Below are 20,555 nucleotides of genomic sequence, written 5' to 3'. Positions count from 1 at the left end.
TCATAATAACGAAGTCCACTAAGGAGATGATCGCAGATGAAAACACGGGTGAATCAAATTAAATTGAATGGACTCACTTTTCAATATCGTGAGAGTGGGGAACCTTCTGCCCCGCCTATTGTTGCACTTCACGCGCTAGGGAAAGATTCAGAATCATGGGATCAAGTAGCTGCTGTATTAGGAGAAAAATACCGCGTTTTAGCATTAGATCAACGTGGTCATGGTGGGAGTGCAAGAGCGGGTACATACACTTTTGAACTGATGTGCGATGACTTGCTTCAATTTGCGGATGCTATGAATTTGGAACGGTTTACGCTAATTGGTCATTCCATGGGGGGAACAGTAGCCTATCTTTTTTCGGAAACATTTCCGTCAAGGGTTGAACGGCTGATTGTTGAAGACACACCTCCTCCTTTTCTGGATAAGCCGATCGAAATTCCTGCCAAGCCTTCTGATCCCCTACCGTTTGATTGGCTGGTCGTACCTTCGATTCTACGGCAACTTAATGAACCAAGTCCCGAATGGTGGGCGCGTCTTACAGACATTATCATGCCGACCCTTATTATAGGCGGTGGATCCAGTCATATTCCTCAAAATAAATTGCAGGAAGTTTCTGAGCTAATTCCGAATTGCCAGTTGGTGACGATAGAGGATGCTGGGCACTTTGTGCATGATGCTAATTTACCAGCCTTCTTAGCTGCCGTAAAAAGTTTTCTTAAATCATGAGTTACCGTATGCTTTCGCCGATGGATACGTCGAGTTAGTTAGCCACCGTATAAGTCTACGACAAGGATAGCAAGGATTATCCCCATTACTGAAGATTCCTTACCCGTGCTTATTGTTTAATTTTAATTAGCACACCAAGTGAACGATATAATCATGTAACGAAAAATAGAGAGGGATGGGACAATGGAAGGTAAATGGCCCACAGAAATGAAAGTAGCGCAAATCCGAGTTGCACGCCCTACTGATCAACTGAAAAAAATTGAAAACTTCTATTGTGAAGGATTAGGTTTGAAAAAAATCGGTTCCTTTGAAGGACATGAAGGATATGACGGTATAATGATAGGGCTTCCTAATTCAAACTATCATTTAGAGTTTACGCAACATAAAGATGGAACTCCATGTCCAGCCCCAACAAAGGATAATCTGCTTGTCTTTTATATTCCTGAGAGTAAAACCATTGAAGAAATCACAAAAAGATTGAAAGATATGGGGTATGATCCGGTATCCCCTGAAAATCCATATTGGGAACAATCAGGTGTTACAATTGAAGATCCAGATGGGTGGAGAATTGTATTAATGAATTCGCCAGGCATAGGAAATTAAAATGATAAATGCACATAAAAATTAAGATTTTACTTCAACAAGGGAGTTGCTTCGGTGGCTCTTTCTTATGGAACTAAAGGGCCCTAGGTTCACGCAACTAACGGGGTATTAGGAGCTGATTACTCTCCTTTTCTAACTATAGGGAAGGATGGGAAAAGGGAAATCAATAACTTCCTTTGATTTACCATTGATTTTTTTTCTGATTCATATAAAATAATGTCTAAATAATCAGATTTTATTTAAATTCTATGAAGAGAAAGAGTACGTTATTGTTTCTGATCCAAAGAGAGCTGGTGCTTGCTGAAAGCCAGTGTTCAGATAATGCCGAAAATCATCTCTGAGAAGTAAAGTCGAAGTTTAGTAGGCTTTATCGGTTTCCTCCGTTACAAGGGACAACGTATGATCGTACGTATGTAAAGGGTAGTAAGGTGTTTTTTAAACACTTTATTAAACAAGAGTGGTACCGCGAGTTTCAATCTCGTCTCTTACTGAGACGGGATTTTTTGTTTTTTAGCTGGTTTATTAATAACACAAATTTAAGAGAAGCGGGTGAACGCGATATGAAGACGTTACTATTTATAACAGATTTATACTATGAAGCAAAAGGGAGAAATTATTACGAGGAGGATTTATATCTTACTTCAAAACTTCGCGAAGAGTTTCATTTGTTGATCTGTCATCCTGAAGACATTGAAGCATTTGAAGATCATGCTGATTTAATTGTCTTCCGAAATGCAGGTCCCGTAGCGAATTATAAAGACAAATATGAAGCGTTCCGAACCCGGATTGTTTCGAAACATTTAAAAACCTATAATTCGTTTAATGGAAAGGCTGATATGAATGGAAAGGAATACTTAATTGAACTAACCAATGCACAATTTCCTGTTATTCCAACTATTGATACGCTTGATTCCCTAGAAAAACTATCTAATGTAGATACGTATATCGTAAAGCCGAAGGATGGAGCAGATTCTATCGGGATGGAATTTATTACGAAAGGTGAATTGAGTGAAAAAGTTGATTCGGCATCGAAAAATACATTGGTACAGCCATTTATCAATTTTGAATATGAAGTCTCATTTTATTTTATCAACAAGGAATTTCAGTACGCCCTTTATGCACCAGATAAAAAGAAAAGATGGAAATTAAAAGAGTATGTATCTACCGAAGAAGATTTAGCCTTTGCTAAACGATTTATCGATTGGAATAATCTTGATTGGGGGATTCAAAGAGTTGATGCTTGTCGTAATGAGGAAGGGGAACTTTTATTAGTCGAACTAGAAGATTTAAATCCCTATCTTTCCTTGTCAGAAGTATCTGATGAAACACGAAACAACTTTGTAGAAGCAATGAAAAAATCATTACGGAAAGCTCTTCAATCATAAATTTCCATTCTTGTATGGGTGCATTACTTCTATTGAAGTGCTGTGGCACCCTTTTTCTAGAGCTTAAGGGCAGGATTGGAAATAAGTAAAACCATTCTAGATAGAATGGCTTCAGACTGTAAACAAACTCGCTAATAATGGGGGGGGTGCCTACAGTTTTTTTTGAGGGTTGTAAAATTCAAACGTTTCTTTCCACTGCAGGCACTCGCCTTCCGCGGGCGGCCCGCCCTCGGCGCTTTTGCGCCTGCGGGGTCTCCCATGGAGGCGTATTGCCGCAGGAGTCTCATACCTTCCGTTTCAAACCTGCATTAAAACTAAGATAGAATTACCAATCGACCACAGTTTTGGAGGGTTTGACATTGACCGTTGATTTCCACTGCAGGCACACGCTATCCGCGGCCCTCGGAGGAGTTTCGCACACCCGTTCCAATCCACTTTGTTTTAAACGTAGATAGAACTCCTTTTGCCTACAGTCTTTTTTGTTTTAAAATAGAAGTAGTAAAACTTGCGGTGAAAAGGATGCTTTCTGAACATGATTCTATTCATCGAGATCAATTCGAAATGATGGTTTAGAGTTTTTTATTGTGAAGTTGCTTAATACCCTTTCAATAATTGGCATGAAGTAATGAAGAATCGGGCCTCCTAAACAAACGGTTAATAGAGTCCCAATGCCGATTGGACCATTGAATATGATTGCCATTGTCAAGAAGAGGAGATAAATTAATGTTTTCGAAAACAGGATATTCATTTTAGTTAAATCTCTAATTATCAACATTAAACGGTCAACAGGGATAGGCGCAAAATTTGTTTGTAAGTAAATTGCAGTTCCTAGTCCTATAACGATTAAACCTATTCCTAAACAAACAAGTTTACTGAACCAATGCTCTGGATTCATCAAAAGATGCAAGATGAAAAGCCATATATCAATTGCAAGACCGGTAATAAAGGCTGTTAGCAAACCCAAAAACTCTGGTCTTTGCCTTTTTAAAAACGCATTACAGAATATCATCATAAATGCCAGTATGACTTCCCAACTTCCTACAGTTAGACCCACTTTTATAGAGAGGCCGACCAAAAGTGCATCAAATGGTGAGGTTCCAAGGTCTGATAGGATAGTTAAAGAAATACCAAGGGTTAATATCAAGATTCCTAATCCATAAAAAATATATTTCGCTTTTCTCAACTTTTTCATAATTAATTAGTAGATAATTCTTTTATCATTAAAATATGAGGAATACCGTCTTCCATAAATATACTTGATGAAGTCTGATAGCCAAGTTTTTTATAAAAGCCCTCTGCCTGTGATTGCCCATGTAATCTAACCCGGGATATACCTTGATCTTCTGCTATTTCTTCCAACGCTTTAATAATTACTTTACCAAGACCAAATTTACGGTAAGGCTCTAGGATACAGATTCTCTCCAATTTACCAATGTCATCAACCCATCTTACTCGTCCAGTTCCGACAGGTTGTTCATTATAATAAACTAAAATGTGTTCAGAGAGCTCGTTTAGTGTGTCGAATTCATCAAACTCATCTTCTAATGGCACACCCTGTTCTTCAACGAAGACTTCTTTCCTGATATGAAAGGCTTTTTTTAAATCGTTAATCTGTGTTATTCTTTTTGACTCCAATTTTTTTCAGTCCTTTCTAGATTTAATGAATCAGACCAGTCATAATTAATGATAGCCATTTAATAGTATAAGTTAAAAAAACTTTGTTGTAAATGCAACAAAAACAAATGTATTAAGGAGTTTTGTAAATGACGGAAATTCTCCGTGAAATAGGAATGATAGCCAGGTCTTTAGATTCCATAAGCAACATAGAATTTAAAGAATTTGACCTTACAAAAGGGCAGTATTTATACCTTATTCGAATATGTGAGAATCAAGGAATCATTCAAGAAAAATTAGCAGAAATGATAAAGGTTGACCGTACAACGGCAGCTCGTGCAATAAAAAAACTCGAAACTCAAGGTTTTATTGAAAAGAAAAGTGATGAAAATAACAAAAAAAATAAAAAACTATTTCCGACTGAGAAAGGTGAAAAAATTTATCCCTTATTAATGAGAGAAGGAGAATATTCCAATTTGGTTGCATTATCTGGATTTTCCACTGAAGAAACAGAAACAATCTTTAATCTTCTTCAGAGGGTTAGGAAAAATATTGAAGTCGATTGGGAATTCGTAAAAAAGGGAAACAAGAGAGAGTATTGATGAAGCTAATTGATTGCCTTCAACAAACAAGCAGTGCTTTACTTCAATAAGGAGTTGCTTCGGCAGCTCTTTTTGGAGAGGGTTGGTTGAAGCAGTAATGCTATCGAAGGCAGGCACTAATGCTCAGCTTGTATTTTTAACGATAACAATTGTAGCGGTTATTTCGGACATCGCTAAATCCCCTCCACATATGGTTACAAACCGACAGGTAGCGTGTATCCTTTTACACTGTGTAAGCTAAGAGGGGATAACATCTCACGGGCATTTTGGGGGTCATTCTTTTTTTGTTAAATTCTTGCGAGATATAAACGGGTTGTCGGTAACCCAAAACCGCCACGGATAATCTTTTGCTTCCCCAGAGTTGTCAATTCCGACGCGGGGACCGCTGGATATGTGTCCAGGTTTTTTCCCTTCAGCAAGATAAAGCGGAGGACTCGTAAATGGACGACCATAATCATCCATAGTGATGCCTAGTGCTTTAGTTAACTTCCCAGGTCCATCCGTCCATTTATGAATATCGGCAATTCCGCGTCTTTCCTGCATTAACTCAAGCCCTGAATAAGGTTCCACAGCTCGGATTAAAATGGCCTCCGGATTCTCGGGCCCGCCGCTTACGACATTGACCAATGTGTGTGTATGCATGACGTATGTATATATCAATCCGGACTTACCGAACATCACTTCCGTCCGTTTTGTCCGTCTATTTCCAAAACTATGTGCAGCCCTGTCAATAGGGCCCATATAGGCTTCGGATTCAACAATGAAACCAGAAGCGGTCCCATCCGGTGTTTCTTTTACAATCAGGCAGCCGAGGAGGGATTTGGCTAGTTCAAGCGTGGGCTGCTCATAAAAATCCGCAGGTAAAATTGAATGATTATTTATCTTGTTCATAGTATCCCTCCATTTAGTCTCTTATAGGTAAAATTCCCTTAATGTTGGAAAAGAAACATAGGAATGCATGGATTAAAAAGACCGGCTGATATATTCAGCCGGTCCCGAGCTTGTTTTTAACCTAATTCTTTTTCCGTTTCTTGCTCTCTTTTGATTCTGCCGGAGCCCACGGATAGTGCCACTAATATTCCTGCGGCAACAAAAAAGATACCTGTGACAAACACACTGGAAAATGCATGGATCCAAGCATTTTCAATTGATTTTAAAAGGACATTGCTGACCTCTGCCGGCATTTTAAGGTTTTCAGGAAAAAGCATGATGTTGAATAACGCATCCGTTTTATCGGCTAACGCTTTCAGTGCCTCATGCAATATAGGGTTCTTTTGGCTTACGACCGCATCATCCATATTTTGTTGTAGATTATGATTCATGACAGCATTCAATATCGTGATGCCCATCGTTCCTCCTATCGACCGGAAGAAGGTCGAAGCCGCTGTAACAGACCCGAGCTGTGATTTTGGAAATTCATTTTGAACGGCAATCATCAATGTTGGCATGACAAGACCCATTCCGATCCCAAGGATGGCCATGAATGAGTAAGCTGTGAAAATAGTCGTACTATCGTCCATCGTACTCATTAGGAAGAAGCCGAGCGTCGCAAAGGCCATTCCAAAGGTAAGCACGGTACGAAACCGGAATTTCAACAGTAACCGCCCGCCAATGACGCTGGAAAGAATCATACCGATCATCATCGGAGTCATGGTCGATCCCGCTTTTGTCGGTGAAACTCCCAGTACGCCTTGCATGAACAGTGGGACGAACATGATTGCCCCGAACATGCCAAGGCCCAGCAAGAATCCCAAAATATTCGTGGTGGCAAAAACTCTATTTTTAAAGAGGGATAAATCAAGGATCGGTTCAACTGCTTTTCTTTCAAAAATAATAAATAGGGCAATGAAGACGAGGGTGCTGCCGAAAATCAAGAGAGATTCAAGTGATTTCCATTCGAACTTATCACCACCGAATGTTAAGCCCAATAATAACAGGACAATACCAGGAATCAAGGTGAAAATACCAAGATAATCGATATTCACTTTCTCTGATTTTCGAATGCCTTCATGTTTCAGCCCGACATAAATCAAAATGGCAGATAATAAGCCTGTCGGTACATTGATCAGAAAGATCCAATGCCAGCTGATATGGTCAACGATCAGGCCACCCAGAAAAGGACCAATGACAGAACTTAAACCAAAAAGGGCTCCGAATACACCTTGCCATTTGGCTCTTTGTTCCGCAGAGAATATATCTCCTATAATCGTTTGGGATAGTGGCATGATCATCCCGCCGCCGATTCCTTGCAGACCCCTATAGATGATTAACTGCTCCATAGAAGTGGCAGTGGCACATAAAAACGAACCAATCGTAAAAATGATCGTGCCAATCAGATAAAGGGAACGTCTGCCATATAAATCAGATAGCTTTCCAACGATCGGTACAACAGTCGTAGAGGCTATTAAATAGGCAGTCGTTACCCATGCGAAGATGGTAAATCCATTCAATTCCCCGATAATAGTCGGCATGGCCGTTCCGACGATCGTCTGTTCCAATGAACTGAAAAACATTCCAATGATCAATCCAGTTATGACAAGCTTAGTATTAACTGCTCTTTTCTCCATTTGCATACCATTTCTCCATTCCTTGAACTTTATTCCTTATTTGGTTGTGACCAATAGGTCAAAATTATAATGCTGAAGTGACCATTAAGTCAATGCTTTTTTTTGTTTGAAAAATCCATTGCATGAAGGAGTGATTTCTATGGAAAGTTGCAGATTTGCCCCCATATCATCTTTATTAATTCGATTAGAATTCACTAAATCCTTCCTGAAGAATCTCTCAGCGTGTGTCGACTTACCAAATTCGATATAATAAGAAGGAGTATAGATGAACTTATGATTGGAAGTGTTAGATATGAATAAAAAAATCGGGTTTATAGGTTGCGGTAAAATGGGCGAGGCGATGCTTGAGGGCATGTTGCTTGCAGAAGTCATTTCACCTGATGGAATCATGGTCAGTACAGCAAGTATGGAAACTAAAACTAAGATCACCACGAAATATAAGGTTAAAGGTTCTTTGGATAATAAAGAGGTTGCCGGTTTTGCCGATTTTCTCTTTCTAGGAATTCAACCTGGCATGCATAAACAAGTGCTTGAAGAAGTGAAGGAATATGTGAAAGAAGACACAGTAATCATTACAATGGCGGCTGGGATCACTTTATCTCAAGTGGAGAACAATATCGGAAAAAAAGTGAAGGTTGTCAGGACGATGCCAAACACGCCTTCCCTTGTCGGAGAAGGCATGACGGCTATAAGCCTGAACGATGAAATTACAGATGCTGATCTAGCAGGTGTGAAGGCACTGCTGAATAGTTTCGGGAAAACGGAAATCTTGCAAGAAGATTTGATGGACGCTGTACCGGCTATAAGCGGTTCGTCACCTGCTTATGTATACATGTTCATCGAAGCGCTTGCTGATGGAGGGGTCCGTGATGGCATTCCACGAAAGCAAGCTTACAGAATGGCAGCGCAGGCTGTTATGGGAGCGGCTAAAATGGTGCTTGAAACCGAAAGACATCCAGCAGCCTTAAAGGATGATGTTTGTACGCCGGGTGGTTCAACGATATCTGCGGTAGCTTCGTTGGAAGAGAGTCAGCTTAGGTCCAGCATTTTACAAGCAATGAAGGCCTGCACGGATAAAACGAAAGGGTTCGGTAAGTAAAGAAGAATGGATTGCCTACATGTGGGCAGTCTCCTTTTTTACTAACTATTATCAGAATGTTTTGTGAAAAAAAGAGGGGGATGCAGAATGAATAGTTATATAGAGGAATTAAGGAAGATACTGACGGAAGATCAAGTAACGGTGAATGAAACATTATTGGAGCAGCACAGCCATGATGAATCGTATCATACACCGCACCTACCAGATATGGTCATATACCCAAGAAATACTACAGAAGTGAGTGCAGTCATGCGTTATGCGAATGAATATGAAATACCGGTCATTCCTTTTGGGTTGGGATCAAGTTTAGAAGGGCATGTCGTTCCTGTCAAAGGCGGGATTTCCCTGGATTTGTCCTTGATGAATCAAGTTTTGGAAATCAGGGAACATGATTTTTTAGTGAAGGTACAGCCAGGTGTGACAAGGACACACCTTAATAAAGAATTGAAAAAATACGGTCTGTTCTTTTCCGTGGATCCTGGGGCCGATGCGACTTTGGGCGGGATGGCAGCTACAAATGCAAGTGGGACGACCTCGGTCAAATATGGGATAATGCGCGATCAAGTCAGGGATTTGGAAGTGGTTCTAGCGAACGGTGAAGTGATCCATACCGGAAGTTTAGCGACAAAATCATCTTCGGGCATTCATTTGAATGGTTTGTTTGTCGGCTCGGAAGGTACGCTTGGTGTATTTACTGAACTGACTTTAAAGGTATATGGAATCCCTGAAGTCACAATGGCAGGGAGAGCCTCTTTCCCAACAGTCGAGCAGGCAGTATCTGCGGTCAATGGTATAATGCTTGCTGGCATCCCAATTGCACGAATTGAATTGGTTGATGCCGAGTCCATAAAAAAAGTTAATCAATTCATGGAAAAATCCTATGATGTCAAACCTACTTTATTCCTTGAGTTTCATGGGAATTTCGCCGGACTAGAGCAGGACGTCAAATTCGCTAAGGAAATCGTGAGTGATTTTGGCTGCGAGGATATCCAGTTTGAAACGGATTCAAAAGCACGCAATGCTCTGTGGGAGGCCCGCCATAATCTCGCATATGCTTTCATTCACAGTGCCCCGGGTAAAAAGCTGATGGTGACCGACGTAAGTGTACCACTTCATGAATTGTCGGATGCCATATTGGAAACAAGGAAGAAAGTCGAGCACTCCAAAGTGGAGGGAGCGATTGTAGGGCATGTAGGTGATGGGAATTATCATGTATTGTTCATGATCGATCTGAAAAACCCTGAAGAAGTTAAAGAAGCGAAGAGGATAAATGAAGAAATCGTTGAATATGCATTAACGAAAGGTGGTACATGTACAGGGGAACACGGGGTCGGCCTTGGAAAATCGAAGTATCAGCGAAGGGAGCATGGAGCAGCGTACGATGTGATGAAAACGATCAAACACGCACTGGACCCGAAAGGAATAATGAATCCCGGGAAAATTTTCATAGATTAAAAGAATTGATGTTTGCGTAATAACTTCAAACAATGAATGACGATCAATTGGTGAAAGGGCAGACTTGCCCCCTATAACATTGTGTTATAGGGGGTAAGTCAAAAACGCCAATTGCATCATGTAATTTAAACATATAATCGTCTTAAAATGATTTTCGTCTTTAATTCGTGTTATATCCGGACAAATCGACTGATGTGCGAGATAATTCGACCTCCAAGCCGATATTCCGACCTTCAACCAAAAAATTCATGAGATTTCCAATCAAAAAAAGACTTCAGACACGATGTGTGTCTGAAGTCTTTTTGTTATTAAGCGTTAATGTTGTTTGGATTTAAGGCATTTTCAACACTTACGTAGTTGTAGCCTAGGTCTGTTGCAACTGCTTCGAATGTGATTTCTCCGTTCGCCACATTGACGCCTTTTGCAAGGGCATCGTTTTCAAGGATTGCTTTAATGGCACCTTTGTTTGCGATTTGCAGTGCGAAAGGTACTGTTACGTTCGTTAAGGCTACTGTAGAAGTTTGAGGCACTGCTCCTGGCATATTGGCCACTGCGTAATGCACTACTCCGTGTTTTACATAAGTAGGATTATCATGTGTTGTTATGTGGTCAACTGTTTCAAAGATACCGCCTTGGTCGATTGCAACATCGACAATGACTGAACCTGGAGACATTGATTTAACCATTTCTTCAGTAACGAGCTTAGGAGCTTTAGCACCTGGAATCAATACAGCACCGATTACTAAATCAGCATCTTTGACTGCTTCAGCGATATTATAAGGATTTGAAATGAGTGTAGTCAGCTCATTTCCGAAAATATCATCAAGTTGACGAAGGCGGTCAGGGCTTAAGTCAAGTATCGTAACATCTGCGCCTAATCCAATTGCGATTTTAGCTGCATTCGTTCCGACCATACCTCCGCCGACGACAGCGACTTTACCACGTTTTACTCCAGGAACTCCGCTTAATAGAATTCCTTTACCACCGTTATTTTTTTCAAGGAACTGAGCACCGATTTGTGCAGCCATGCGTCCTGCCACTTCACTCATTGGTGTCAATAAAGGAAGTGTACGGTTTACTGCAACCGTTTCATAAGCAATGGCCAAGACACCGCTTTCTTTTAGTGCCTGTGCAAGAGCCGGTTCAGCTGCAAGATGCAAATATGTGAAAAGAATCAAATCTTTACGGAAATATTTATATTCAGATGAGATAGGTTCTTTTACTTTCATGATCATTTCTGTGCTTGACCAAACGCTAGCAGCGTCCTCGACTATAACAGCACCAGCCTCTTGATATGATTCATTTGTAAAACTGCTTCCTAGACCTGCATTCATTTCGATTAACACTTCATGTCCCGCATTGACTAATGCTACAACCCCAGCTGGAGTGATCGCTACACGGTTTTCATTGTTTTTAATCTCTTTTGGAATTCCTATTCTCATCTTAATCCCTCCAATAATATGTTTTACTATTTGTATCACAAGTATAGTTGGAAAAAGAAATAGTTAGTATGTGGAAATCAGAAAAATGAAAAAGGTGTATTTGTGGAATTCCACAAACGCAGTTTCAATAAACATAGACTTGCAGGGATAATGACCTGGATTCATATCAATAATGTTAGAAATCATAACACTGGATTTTTAATTATTTGGACTCGGTTCATGAATGCGTTCTAAAATCCGCCTTTTTTTATAAAGCATGATTCCCGTTTCGGCCATATCGGCAATCATGGAACGATTGGTAATAGCGCCAAAAATCATTCCCGCAACGGGCACCATTTGCAAAAGTTTTTTCCAGCCAAACTGATCACGGTATGTATAAACGACCTCTCGCCATCCTTGCAGTTCGGATGCAATTTCCCTTTTTGATTCAGACTCAGGCAGGTTCATTTTCGACAATTCATTTAATAGGGCTTTTTTTCCGACAATATCCGATGTGGTGAATTGCAGACATTTGACGATGAAAATACGCTCTTCGCGGTCACGGGGATCGAATCCATACGTGATGGCGATATCCTGAAGGGTTTTGATCGACATTCCGAGAAGAAGGGGGATGTCGATGGCTAAGGTGAAAATTCCGCCTATACCGGTAGTGGCACCTTGAACCGTAGCCAACTTACTGCCTGAATTTTTAATATCCTGACTTACGCTATCCATAATTTGGAGCGGTAGACTTGAAACATCTTCTAAGCTTGTAATATTGAACTCGGGATTCTTGGCCTCCAGCAGACTTAGAATATGGGCTTCTTTCGTTAAATATTTTCCGCCCGTCTGAATATAGCTGCCTAATTCATCTAGCATGACACCCAATTTTTTCTGAACGAAGTCCGGTGTCAACTTGTCCAATAGCTTAAAGGGGAGTCGCCCAATTCGTTCCCAAAACCATAGCCCTTTCTGATCCTTCTCCCATTTTTCGATGATTTTTAATTCCTTCTCAAGTTCTTCTTTAGTTTCAAGTATCATTTGATCAACCTTTCCACACACCTAGTATTCCATCCCAGGAAATAAATCATTAATTTTTCTTGGAAAATTCATCATATTGATTCAGTTTAATATTAAGAAAGAGGGATATTTTTTGAATCGGGTCCTTTAACCGGATATTTCCCACTTCTGAGATCCTTTTTAAACGGTAATTCAATGTATTCACATGGATATGAAGATTTCTTGAAGCTTCATTTGGGTTGCAATCTTTTTCTAGATAAACAGTGAGTGTTTGCAGCAATTCTGTTTGGTTTTTCATGTCGTATGCTTTTAGCTTAAGGATGGAAGGATGAACTCGGCGTTGTTTGTTGCTTGCGAGTGCTTCAATCATTTGAAACATGCCAAGTTCTTCATAATGTAAAATGAGTTTCATGTCATCAGGGAAAATATTTTTCATTTTTAGGGTGTATTGGGCTTCTTCGTAGCTTGATTTAACATCTAGTAAGTTTTTATACATATTGCCAGCCGTTCCAAGGATATGCTCAACACCGAAACGCCGTTTCATCTCCAGGATGAAGAAGGGGATGAAATCATAAATCGATGAAGTGAAAGAAGGGCTGTTTTCCTGATTGGCTCCTGCGAAAAGAATGAGCTTATTATGGTCAATGGCAAATAAAGAACTGTTTATCTTTTGAGTAGTCGTTAACATATATGAAATATAGCGCTCCACTTCGCGATTGATTTCTTTAGGAAATTCGAATACCAATATAGAAAAAACCACGGGAACATGGATGGAGAATTTCGTGAAATTTTCAATTATTTCAGATTCCTCTTGGTAGTGACCGGTCAACATACGCCAAAGGAACTCTTGATGACCTGCTTCTTTCCTTTGCTTTTTCAATTGCAATTGCTGCAACTGATTTTTGGCCTCCTTGGCAGCGAATTGCAGAAATTTCATATCTTCTTCGGAGAAAGGTTCATTTACTTCCAAAGCCCAAATGAATCCAAGGACTTCATTATTTTTTCGAATGGAAACCGCAGCCCTGTTACCGAGACCGACATCATTGATGGCCCCGATTTTAATGGGGGCATCTTCTTTCAATAAAGCGGGGATGAAGCCATCTTTCCATAAACTGTTGATGACCTTTTCAGGGACACGTCTTCCGATAATGGTCATGATACGAGCCTGATCCGTAGTATCATCGTGTGTGCTATAAGCAAGTAAGCGATGGTTACCGTCCTCGATTGTAATGGGGCAACCTAAAACAGAACTGATTCTATCGGCAAACTCCATCATATCTCCATAAAGGTCTTTAAAAATATCTCTATTTTTTTCGAATTCCTTCATATTCATTTTACCCCTCGCTAAAAAAATTCCTTCTCCTTGAATTTTAAACGATTTTCTTTGAATAAGCATAGATAAATCCATTGTTAAAACAGAAAATCCCGTCCGATTGAAATAGGAAGGGATTTTTTATTTTAGAATATTAAATTAATCAAAAGATAAATCAAACCTGCTAATGTTGCCGAAATCGGAATGGTAATGAACCAAGTGATGATCATTCTTTTTGCCGTTCCCCATTTTACGCCCTTGACACGATGGGCCGATCCAACTCCTAGGATTGAAGAAGAAATGACATGGGTTGTACTGACTGGCATGTGTATTACGGTCGCGCCGAAGATGATGAAGGCGCCAGTTAAATCCGCTGCAACACCATTGACCGGACGGATCTTCATGATTTTGCCGCCAACGGTTTTAATGATTTTCCATCCACCTACGGAAGTTCCAAGTCCCATTGCTACTGCACAGGAAAATTGAACCCAGAAGGGGATATCGGAATTTGATGCATAACCATTTGCAATAAGTGCCATCGTGATGATACCCATCGCTTTTTGAGCGTCATTCGTTCCGTGGGTATACGATTGAAGTGCTGCTGTAGCAATCTGTATCGTACGGAATTTCTGGTTTGTTTTAGTCAAGTTATTGTTTTTAAAGACTACTTTAAAGATGCTGTAAACGATAAACCCGATTGCAAACGCAATTAGCGGGGAGAAAATCAAAGCTTGAAGAATTTTCATGAAACCTTCCCATTTAATGCCGGCGAAGCCTGCTGCAGCGATAGCGGCACCTGCAATCGAACCGATCAATGCGTGGGAGGAACTGCTTGGGATTCCGTAATACCAGGTAAGAAGGTTCCATATGATCGCTGCAAGAAGAGCAGCCAAGATTACATATGAACCATTCGGAAGCGTGAACGGATCCACTATATCCTTCGTGATGGTCTTCGCTACGCCTGTAAATGTCATAGCTCCGACGAAATTCATGATGGCAGCCATGATGATGGCATGACGAGGCTTCATGGCCTTTGTTGAAACAGCAGTCGCTATTGCATTGGCTGTATCATGGAAACCATTGATAAAGTCAAATGCTAAAGCAAAGAAAACGATTAATATTGTTAAAATTAATAAAGTATCCATTTATTGGGGTACTCCTTAGGCGTTTTTCATTATGATTGTTTCAAGTGTATTGGCCACTGCTTGACAGTGATCGGCTATCTCTTCAAGGCTTTCATATATTTCTTTATATTGAATGATCCTGATTGGATCTTTTTCAACAGTAAATAAGTTTTTGATCGATTGACGTTGAATTCCGTCGCAAACTGATTCAAGATCTTTAATTTTGATTGCATTTTCACGAATCATTGGTAATTTTTTTGTGGATAGTGTATCGACAGCTATTTCAATTTCATACGTACACTCTTTGATGGCATCCACAAACTTAAGCATATACTCATCTGCATTGACAATGGAGTACATTTCGAATAATGCGGCACAGTGTTCTAAACCGTCAATGACATCATCCATTCTCATGGTTAATTCAAGGATATCCTCGCGTTCGATAGGAGTGATGAAGGCATTGTTCAGCTCTTTAATCACGTTATGAACCATTGAATCGCCTTTATGCTCATAATCTTTCATGGTATCTGAAAATACCTTAAGATCGGAGATGTTTTTCAATTTATAATCCGCGAAATAGTCAGCACCCTCTTTAAGATTTTGAGCGATGTTGAAAAGCATTACTGCGAATTTGTCTTTTTTTGATTTAAAAGCCATGTTAAAGCCTCCCAATTAGTCATGCAAATTTACGCACTTTAGTCGTACGCTTAGTATTAACAAATTGATTGTAACGAATTCATGTAGGAACAGGGAAGGTTTTTCGACGAAAATTTACAAAATCTTAATAAAACTTTACAAACCAAAACAAGGATAAGTAAAAAATGGGAAACAGTTACACTTTCAAAGCAGAATTTGCAAAAAAAAAAGCCTTTCCGATACGAAAAGGCTGAAGGTGCTATAAAAATAAAGCAATTAAATAATAAATTATTCCTGCCAATGATGCGGAAATCGGCAAGGTTATGAACCAAGTAATCAACATGCTTTTAGCAGTTCCCCATTTTACCCCTTTAATCCGGTGTGCAGAACCCACACCAAGTATGGATGAAGAAATGACATGTGTCGTACTGACAGGCATATGCAGGAAGGTAGCACCGAAAATGATGGCTGCACCAGTCACATCCGCAGCAACCCCGTTAACGGGACGTATTTTCATGATTTTACCACCGACGGTTTTAATGATCTTCCAACCACCGATGGATGTACCAAGCGCCATGGCAATTGCACAGGATAATTGTACCCAGAAAGGTACCTCGGAGTTAGAGGCATATCCGTTAGCGATTAAAGCCATAGTGATGATACCCATGGATTTTTGCGCATCATTCGTACCATGTGTATAGGACTGGATGGCAGCCGTGAGAATTTGTATTCTCCTGAATCGTTTGTTGGTCTTTCCTAAATTATTATTTTTGAAAATCACCTTGAAGATACTATATACAATGAATCCAAGCGAAAAGGCAAGGATAGGAGATAGAATCAATGCTTGGATAATTTTAGTGAAACCACTCCATTTAATTGCATCAAATCCACTAGCGACAATGGCCGCTCCTGCTATCGAACCAATGATTGCATGGGATGAACTGCTTGGAATTCCAAAATACCAGGTGACTAAATTCCACGTTATTGCTGAAAGCAGAGCAGCCATAATTACATAAGTTCCATTGGTTAATGTGAAAGGATCAACGATATCCTTTGTAATGGTGTGCGCTACACCGGTAAATGTCAGCGCTCCTAATAAATTCATGACCGCAGCCAAGATGATTGCATGACGTGGTTTAAGCGCCTTGGTTGATACGGCTGTTGCTATGGCATTGGCCGTATCATGGAACCCATTGATAAAGTCAAAGACCAAAGCAAAAATAATAATTAGCGCGGTTAAGATGAATATGCTGTTCATACATAGAAGACTCCCTTAATTTCAAGTATGTAAAAAGTAAAGTTGGATTGTGACCATTGAATGGGCGTTGGGCAGTTTTGCAACTCCTCACCATTTAGAATGGGAGTTTTATGTTTGATTATTCTTTAAAGATGGCACCTTCTTTTTTCCTTGTTTTAAAACGGACTATATAATTGTAACGAATTTCATATCAATAAGGATAGATGTTTCGTCATTTTTTTACAAATTAATTAATTTGGTGAAGAATTTAAGGGAGGGAAATCTGATAAAACGGGATTATTTTCAGTTTAGTGCCCCTCAATATTCCGAGGCTTATGGTTAGAAATAGAAGGAGGGGAGATGTATAATTGGTAAATAAAAGTAAGGGGGAATGACAATGATTTCAAATATTGGGGAAACGATCACTTTACATAACGGAGTTCAAATGCCACAGCTGGGTTTCGGTGTTTTCAAAGTGAAGAACGGCAATGAAACGGTTGAATCTGTCAAGAAAGCAATCGAAGTAGGATACCGCGCTATTGATACAGCTGCCATTTATGAAAATGAAGAGGGAGTAGGACAGGCGATTTCTGAGTGCGGAGTCCCTCGTGATGAATTGTTCATTACTTCTAAAGTGTGGAATACAGAGCAAGGATACGAATCGACGCTACAGGCATTTGATGCTAGTTTAAAACGTCTTGGCTTGGAGTATTTGGATTTATACTTAATCCACTGGCCAGGAAAAGACAAATACCTGGAAACCTGGAAAGCGTTAGAAAAGCTTTATAAGGATGGAAAAGTGAAATCAATCGGTGTAAGTAATTTCCATGTTCATCATTTGGAAAATTTACTTGCGAAATGTGAAGTCAAACCAGTCGTCAATCAAATCGAATTGCATCCACTTTTGACTCAAGTGGAAATTCGTGAATACTGTGCAAAACATGAAATCAAGGTAGAAGCATGGAGTCCACTAGGCAGGGGGAACCTACTGGAGGAACCAACGATTAATCATATAGCGAAGAAGCATGGGAAGAGTTCCGCACAAGTATTAATTAGATGGCATCTGCAACATGATATCGTGGTTATACCTAAATCGATTACGCCGTCACGTATCGAGGAGAATGCAGAGGTCTTTGACTTTTCTTTGAGCCTAAATGAAATGAATCAAATAGATGCCTTGAACAAAAATGAACGTTTCGGAAGCAATCCCGATGAACTTTTGTTCTAAAAGTGCGTCCTGTACGAATATAAAAATAAGTTAGGAAGGGTGTCCCAAGGGGCATCCTTTTTCTTTTACCTATAAGAACATATTTGCGACAGTTAATGCTTATACTAACTATGTGACAAAGTTAAGCATATGGTATACCCGTTTCATATGTCTAATAATCCTTTTTTTGCTGTCAAATATTTATAAAAAAAAATAGGTTTTAGATTATTAAAACGGGGAAAATAATGAGTACAGCGGCAAACAAAAAGAAAAACACACTAACACATTGAGGAGTGTCCAATTAGTTCCTCAGGGGCTATAGCTAGCTAACTCTACCCATTGAATTGGATAACGGCATCATACCATTTGAATTAACGTTAAAGAACTGAAAAGGCATGACTGGATGGAAGTGATGAAATTTCTTGTTGTCTGCTGTTGCAGGTGAAAAAATTATAACTAAATTTGAAGGAGGAAATATATTATGGGATTTTTATGGTCATTAATTATCGGAGGTATCATTGGTTGGTTAGCAGGTATGATCGTTGGGCGTGATGTACCATTTGGAATTATCGGTAACATTATCGCAGGTTTTGTTGGTGCATGGTTAGGTTCATTAATTCTTGGGAACTGGGGACCTTCAGTAGCGGATTTCGCTATTATTCCAGCATTGATTGGGGCAATCGTATTTGTCTTCATCTTAAGCCTTATCTTAAAAGGCATGAGAAAAGCATCATAACTACAAAAATAAAGCTGGCCGAAGAGGCCAGCTATTTTTTTTGTTCATATCCTTATGCTATTTGGAGTGAAATCCGACCTTCGTGGAGATAAAACGTCCGATAGGAAATCCAAAGGAAATCGAGATATGGGGACAATTGTATTTCATATATAAGGAAGAAATTAAAAGAACACCGCTCCGTAAGGGAACGGTGTTCTTTTTTTTATGACTTTATAATAGGTGAACATTGAATATTTCAGGGCTATCGATAAATGGAGCTTCTATAGTCATTTTTTGTTCGGAAATGGGGTGGGTGAATTCGATTTTCCGTGCATGCAGGGCTTGACGTGGAAATGTCCGCCTTCCGCCATATAGGGTATCTCCTGCCAAAGGGTGTTGCAAGTGACTGAAATGCACCCGGATCTGGTGGGTTCGGCCACTTTCCAAGGTGCAGCTGACGAATGTCAAGTTTTTCTTGGAATCACGATTGAGAACCCGATAATGGGTGACTGCTGTCTGGCCTGTAGGAGAAACTCTCCGCCTTGTAGCATGGTGGCGGTCACGGCCTATTTTTTCTTTGATTTCGCCTTGATCGTTTTTAATGATTCCTTCTACTAAAGCAAGATATGTCCGTTTGATTTCCCTTTCCTCTAACATTCTATCCAGAATGGACCCAATGAGGCGGTTTTTAGCAAAAAGGACTGCACCTGTGGTATCTTTATCCAGCCTATGAATATGCTTTATCATACAAGTCTGGCCGGTGTGTTGAAGATGGTATGCCACTCCATTGATGAGGGAATTTGCGTCACCGGGTTGTGAAGGGTGCGTATCCATTCCTGCCGGTTTATTGGCTACCAACAACACATCATCTTCATATAAGATGGAAATTCCTAAGTCTGCAGCTTTAACGTTTTCTTTTTCAGCATCATCAAGTAAGGGGATGCTGATCGTATCTCCTTCAGTAAGGACAGTTGACCATGGGACGGAATTGCCGTTCAACATCAATTCTTTACTCATTCTCCACTCATGCACCAACTTCTTAGGGGCTTTCCACCGCTCCCTAAAAAGTTTTTCCAAGGATAACCCATTCCAGCTTTGCAGAACTTCTATTAATAAATGTTGGTTTGTTATATTGAAATATTCCATTTTAATTCCTACTTTCGGCCTGTTTGATTGTGTGTAAAGGAAAAAAATATATAATAATTAAGGATAAAATCTAAAAAAGAAACCTTGGTCCTATTGTCAATAATTTCGTGGTGGAAATTACCACATGTTTTTTACAATTTTTATGTTATTCTATAGGGAAAGAAATCGCTTGTCCTAGTATATACATATAACAAGATAGGTCTAATGGATCTGAAAAAGGTGGTTTTTTTAGTGAAGACGGTCTTTTCTTCAACGGAAGAACAAGAGCAAGAAATAGCGAGTCTCGTTGCTCGTTTCTATGAATCTGTATTTCCAAAGTACTTTACGGAAAGTGAAATCCTTCATTTTCGCGAAATCGGCGTTTTGGAGCCCAATCAAAGTTCCTTTACCTATTTAGCAACATTACGAGACGCATTTCAAGTAATGACGTGCCTTCAAGTCCTCATGTCTATATTAGACAAACAGAAGAGAGAAGATTCTTTAATGATGGAATCTGATTCTGAAGAATTGTTCCAGCATAACATTGCACTATTGAATGAATACGGAATCTTTTTCCCTTTTTATTATGACCATTTTTCATGTATAAGCCATGAAGCGAGTAAAGATGTGCAGATGATGGATATCCAGGTAGCGAATCAATATTTAGTATAAGGCAAAAAAAATGAGCCGGCTATAACGGGAGAAGC

The 20,555-nt window shown here is 39.7% G+C and carries 20 protein-coding genes and 1 other annotated feature; of the genes, 9 read left to right on the top strand and 11 right to left on the bottom strand.

Features of this window, described 5'->3' with window-relative positions:
* Nucleotides 1–36 precede the first annotated feature (36 nt).
* The 3 genes from LQ203_RS08665 (at nucleotide 37) to LQ203_RS08655 (ending at nucleotide 2,714) form a co-directional block, all read left to right on the top strand.
* The gene (locus LQ203_RS08665; RefSeq protein WP_230157228.1) at nucleotides 37–726 is read left to right on the top strand and encodes an alpha/beta hydrolase; all 690 of its coding nucleotides are present in this window, start codon (nucleotides 37–39) and stop codon (nucleotides 724–726) included.
* A gap of 183 nt (nucleotides 727–909) precedes the next feature.
* Nucleotides 910–1,329, top strand: coding sequence for a VOC family protein (locus LQ203_RS08660; protein ID WP_230157227.1), 420 nt, complete (start codon nucleotides 910–912; stop codon nucleotides 1,327–1,329).
* Nucleotides 1,330–1,568: 239 nt separating this feature from the next.
* Nucleotides 1,569–1,818: a binding site (T-box leader), on the top strand.
* 71 nt (nucleotides 1,819–1,889) lie between these two features.
* Entirely contained in the window at nucleotides 1,890–2,714 is an 825-nt protein-coding gene (locus LQ203_RS08655) for a hypothetical protein (RefSeq protein WP_230157226.1), read from the top strand.
* A 538-nt stretch (nucleotides 2,715–3,252) separates the two neighbouring features.
* Here the strand turns inward: LQ203_RS08655 and LQ203_RS08650 are convergent.
* Nucleotides 3,253–3,906 (bottom strand): YitT family protein, encoded by a 654-nt coding sequence (locus LQ203_RS08650; protein ID WP_230157225.1) that lies wholly within the window; start codon nucleotides 3,904–3,906, stop codon nucleotides 3,253–3,255.
* 2 nt (nucleotides 3,907–3,908) lie between these two features.
* Nucleotides 3,909–4,349 carry a GNAT family N-acetyltransferase gene (locus tag LQ203_RS08645; protein ID WP_230157223.1) on the bottom strand — a complete coding sequence of 147 codons (441 nt, stop codon included), beginning with the start codon at nucleotides 4,347–4,349 and terminating at the stop codon, nucleotides 3,909–3,911.
* 128 nt (nucleotides 4,350–4,477) lie between these two features.
* Between LQ203_RS08645 and LQ203_RS08640 the strand changes: the two genes are divergently transcribed.
* Entirely contained in the window at nucleotides 4,478–4,930 is a 453-nt protein-coding gene (locus LQ203_RS08640) for a MarR family transcriptional regulator (RefSeq protein ID WP_230157221.1), read from the top strand.
* A gap of 273 nt (nucleotides 4,931–5,203) precedes the next feature.
* Here LQ203_RS08640 and LQ203_RS08635 read toward each other — a convergent pair whose 3' ends face one another.
* Both LQ203_RS08635 and LQ203_RS08630 read right to left on the bottom strand, forming a co-directional pair.
* The gene (locus LQ203_RS08635; RefSeq protein ID WP_230157220.1) at nucleotides 5,204–5,821 is read right to left on the bottom strand and encodes a DNA-3-methyladenine glycosylase; all 618 of its coding nucleotides are present in this window, start codon (nucleotides 5,819–5,821) and stop codon (nucleotides 5,204–5,206) included.
* Between the two features lie 116 nt (nucleotides 5,822–5,937).
* Entirely contained in the window at nucleotides 5,938–7,503 is a 1,566-nt protein-coding gene (locus LQ203_RS08630; protein WP_230157219.1) for an MDR family MFS transporter, read from the bottom strand.
* 286 nt (nucleotides 7,504–7,789) lie between these two features.
* Here LQ203_RS08630 and proC point away from each other — a divergent pair, with 286 nt between their 5' ends.
* Both proC and LQ203_RS08620 read left to right on the top strand, forming a co-directional pair.
* Entirely contained in the window at nucleotides 7,790–8,596 is an 807-nt protein-coding gene (gene proC, locus LQ203_RS08625; protein WP_230157218.1) for a pyrroline-5-carboxylate reductase, read from the top strand.
* Between the two features lie 87 nt (nucleotides 8,597–8,683).
* Complete coding sequence (locus LQ203_RS08620; protein ID WP_230157217.1) at nucleotides 8,684–10,051, top strand: FAD-linked oxidase C-terminal domain-containing protein; 1,368 nt, start codon at nucleotides 8,684–8,686, stop codon at nucleotides 10,049–10,051.
* Between the two features lie 308 nt (nucleotides 10,052–10,359).
* On the opposite strand, the gene ald is transcribed toward LQ203_RS08620, so the two are convergent.
* The 6 genes from ald to LQ203_RS08590 all read right to left on the bottom strand — a co-directional run bounded on the left by ald (nucleotide 10,360) and on the right by LQ203_RS08590 (nucleotide 16,822).
* A complete protein-coding gene (gene ald / locus LQ203_RS08615) occupies nucleotides 10,360–11,493 on the bottom strand; it encodes an alanine dehydrogenase (protein WP_061461855.1) in 1,134 nt (377 codons plus the stop codon).
* Between the two features lie 198 nt (nucleotides 11,494–11,691).
* Nucleotides 11,692–12,513: an EcsC family protein gene (locus tag LQ203_RS08610; RefSeq protein ID WP_230157420.1), complete on the bottom strand. Its 822-nt coding sequence runs from the start codon at nucleotides 12,511–12,513 to the stop codon at nucleotides 11,692–11,694.
* Between the two features lie 49 nt (nucleotides 12,514–12,562).
* Nucleotides 12,563–13,819, bottom strand: a complete 1,257-nt coding sequence (locus tag LQ203_RS08605) for a helix-turn-helix domain-containing protein (protein WP_230157216.1) — start codon at nucleotides 13,817–13,819, stop codon at nucleotides 12,563–12,565.
* A gap of 131 nt (nucleotides 13,820–13,950) precedes the next feature.
* The gene (locus LQ203_RS08600) at nucleotides 13,951–14,949 is read right to left on the bottom strand and encodes an inorganic phosphate transporter (protein WP_230157214.1); all 999 of its coding nucleotides are present in this window, start codon (nucleotides 14,947–14,949) and stop codon (nucleotides 13,951–13,953) included.
* A 15-nt stretch (nucleotides 14,950–14,964) separates the two neighbouring features.
* Nucleotides 14,965–15,585, bottom strand: coding sequence for a DUF47 domain-containing protein (locus tag LQ203_RS08595; RefSeq protein WP_053344716.1), 621 nt, complete (start codon nucleotides 15,583–15,585; stop codon nucleotides 14,965–14,967).
* A gap of 238 nt (nucleotides 15,586–15,823) precedes the next feature.
* Complete coding sequence (locus LQ203_RS08590) at nucleotides 15,824–16,822, bottom strand: inorganic phosphate transporter (RefSeq protein WP_230157212.1); 999 nt, start codon at nucleotides 16,820–16,822, stop codon at nucleotides 15,824–15,826.
* A 376-nt stretch (nucleotides 16,823–17,198) separates the two neighbouring features.
* On the opposite strand from LQ203_RS08590, the gene LQ203_RS08585 reads away from it, so the two are divergent.
* Together LQ203_RS08585 and LQ203_RS08580 are read left to right on the top strand one after the other, a co-directional pair.
* Nucleotides 17,199–18,029: an aldo/keto reductase gene (locus LQ203_RS08585; protein WP_230157210.1), complete on the top strand. Its 831-nt coding sequence runs from the start codon at nucleotides 17,199–17,201 to the stop codon at nucleotides 18,027–18,029.
* A 460-nt stretch (nucleotides 18,030–18,489) separates the two neighbouring features.
* Nucleotides 18,490–18,744 carry a GlsB/YeaQ/YmgE family stress response membrane protein gene (locus LQ203_RS08580; protein WP_170946860.1) on the top strand — a complete coding sequence of 85 codons (255 nt, stop codon included), beginning with the start codon at nucleotides 18,490–18,492 and terminating at the stop codon, nucleotides 18,742–18,744.
* 210 nt (nucleotides 18,745–18,954) lie between these two features.
* Here LQ203_RS08580 and LQ203_RS08575 read toward each other — a convergent pair whose 3' ends face one another.
* A complete protein-coding gene (locus tag LQ203_RS08575) occupies nucleotides 18,955–19,869 on the bottom strand; it encodes an RluA family pseudouridine synthase (RefSeq protein WP_230157208.1) in 915 nt (304 codons plus the stop codon).
* Nucleotides 19,870–20,100: 231 nt separating this feature from the next.
* Here LQ203_RS08575 and LQ203_RS08570 point away from each other — a divergent pair, with 231 nt between their 5' ends.
* The gene (locus LQ203_RS08570; protein WP_230157206.1) at nucleotides 20,101–20,520 is read left to right on the top strand and encodes a DUF5365 family protein; all 420 of its coding nucleotides are present in this window, start codon (nucleotides 20,101–20,103) and stop codon (nucleotides 20,518–20,520) included.
* Nucleotides 20,521–20,555: the final 35 nt, after the last annotated feature.

The organism is Peribacillus sp. Bi96 (assembly GCF_918698115.1).
Classification (GTDB): Bacteria; Bacillota; Bacilli; order Bacillales; family DSM-1321; genus Peribacillus.
Note: the sequence above shows the minus strand (reverse complement) of the source record. Positions and strands in the feature narration are given on the sequence as shown.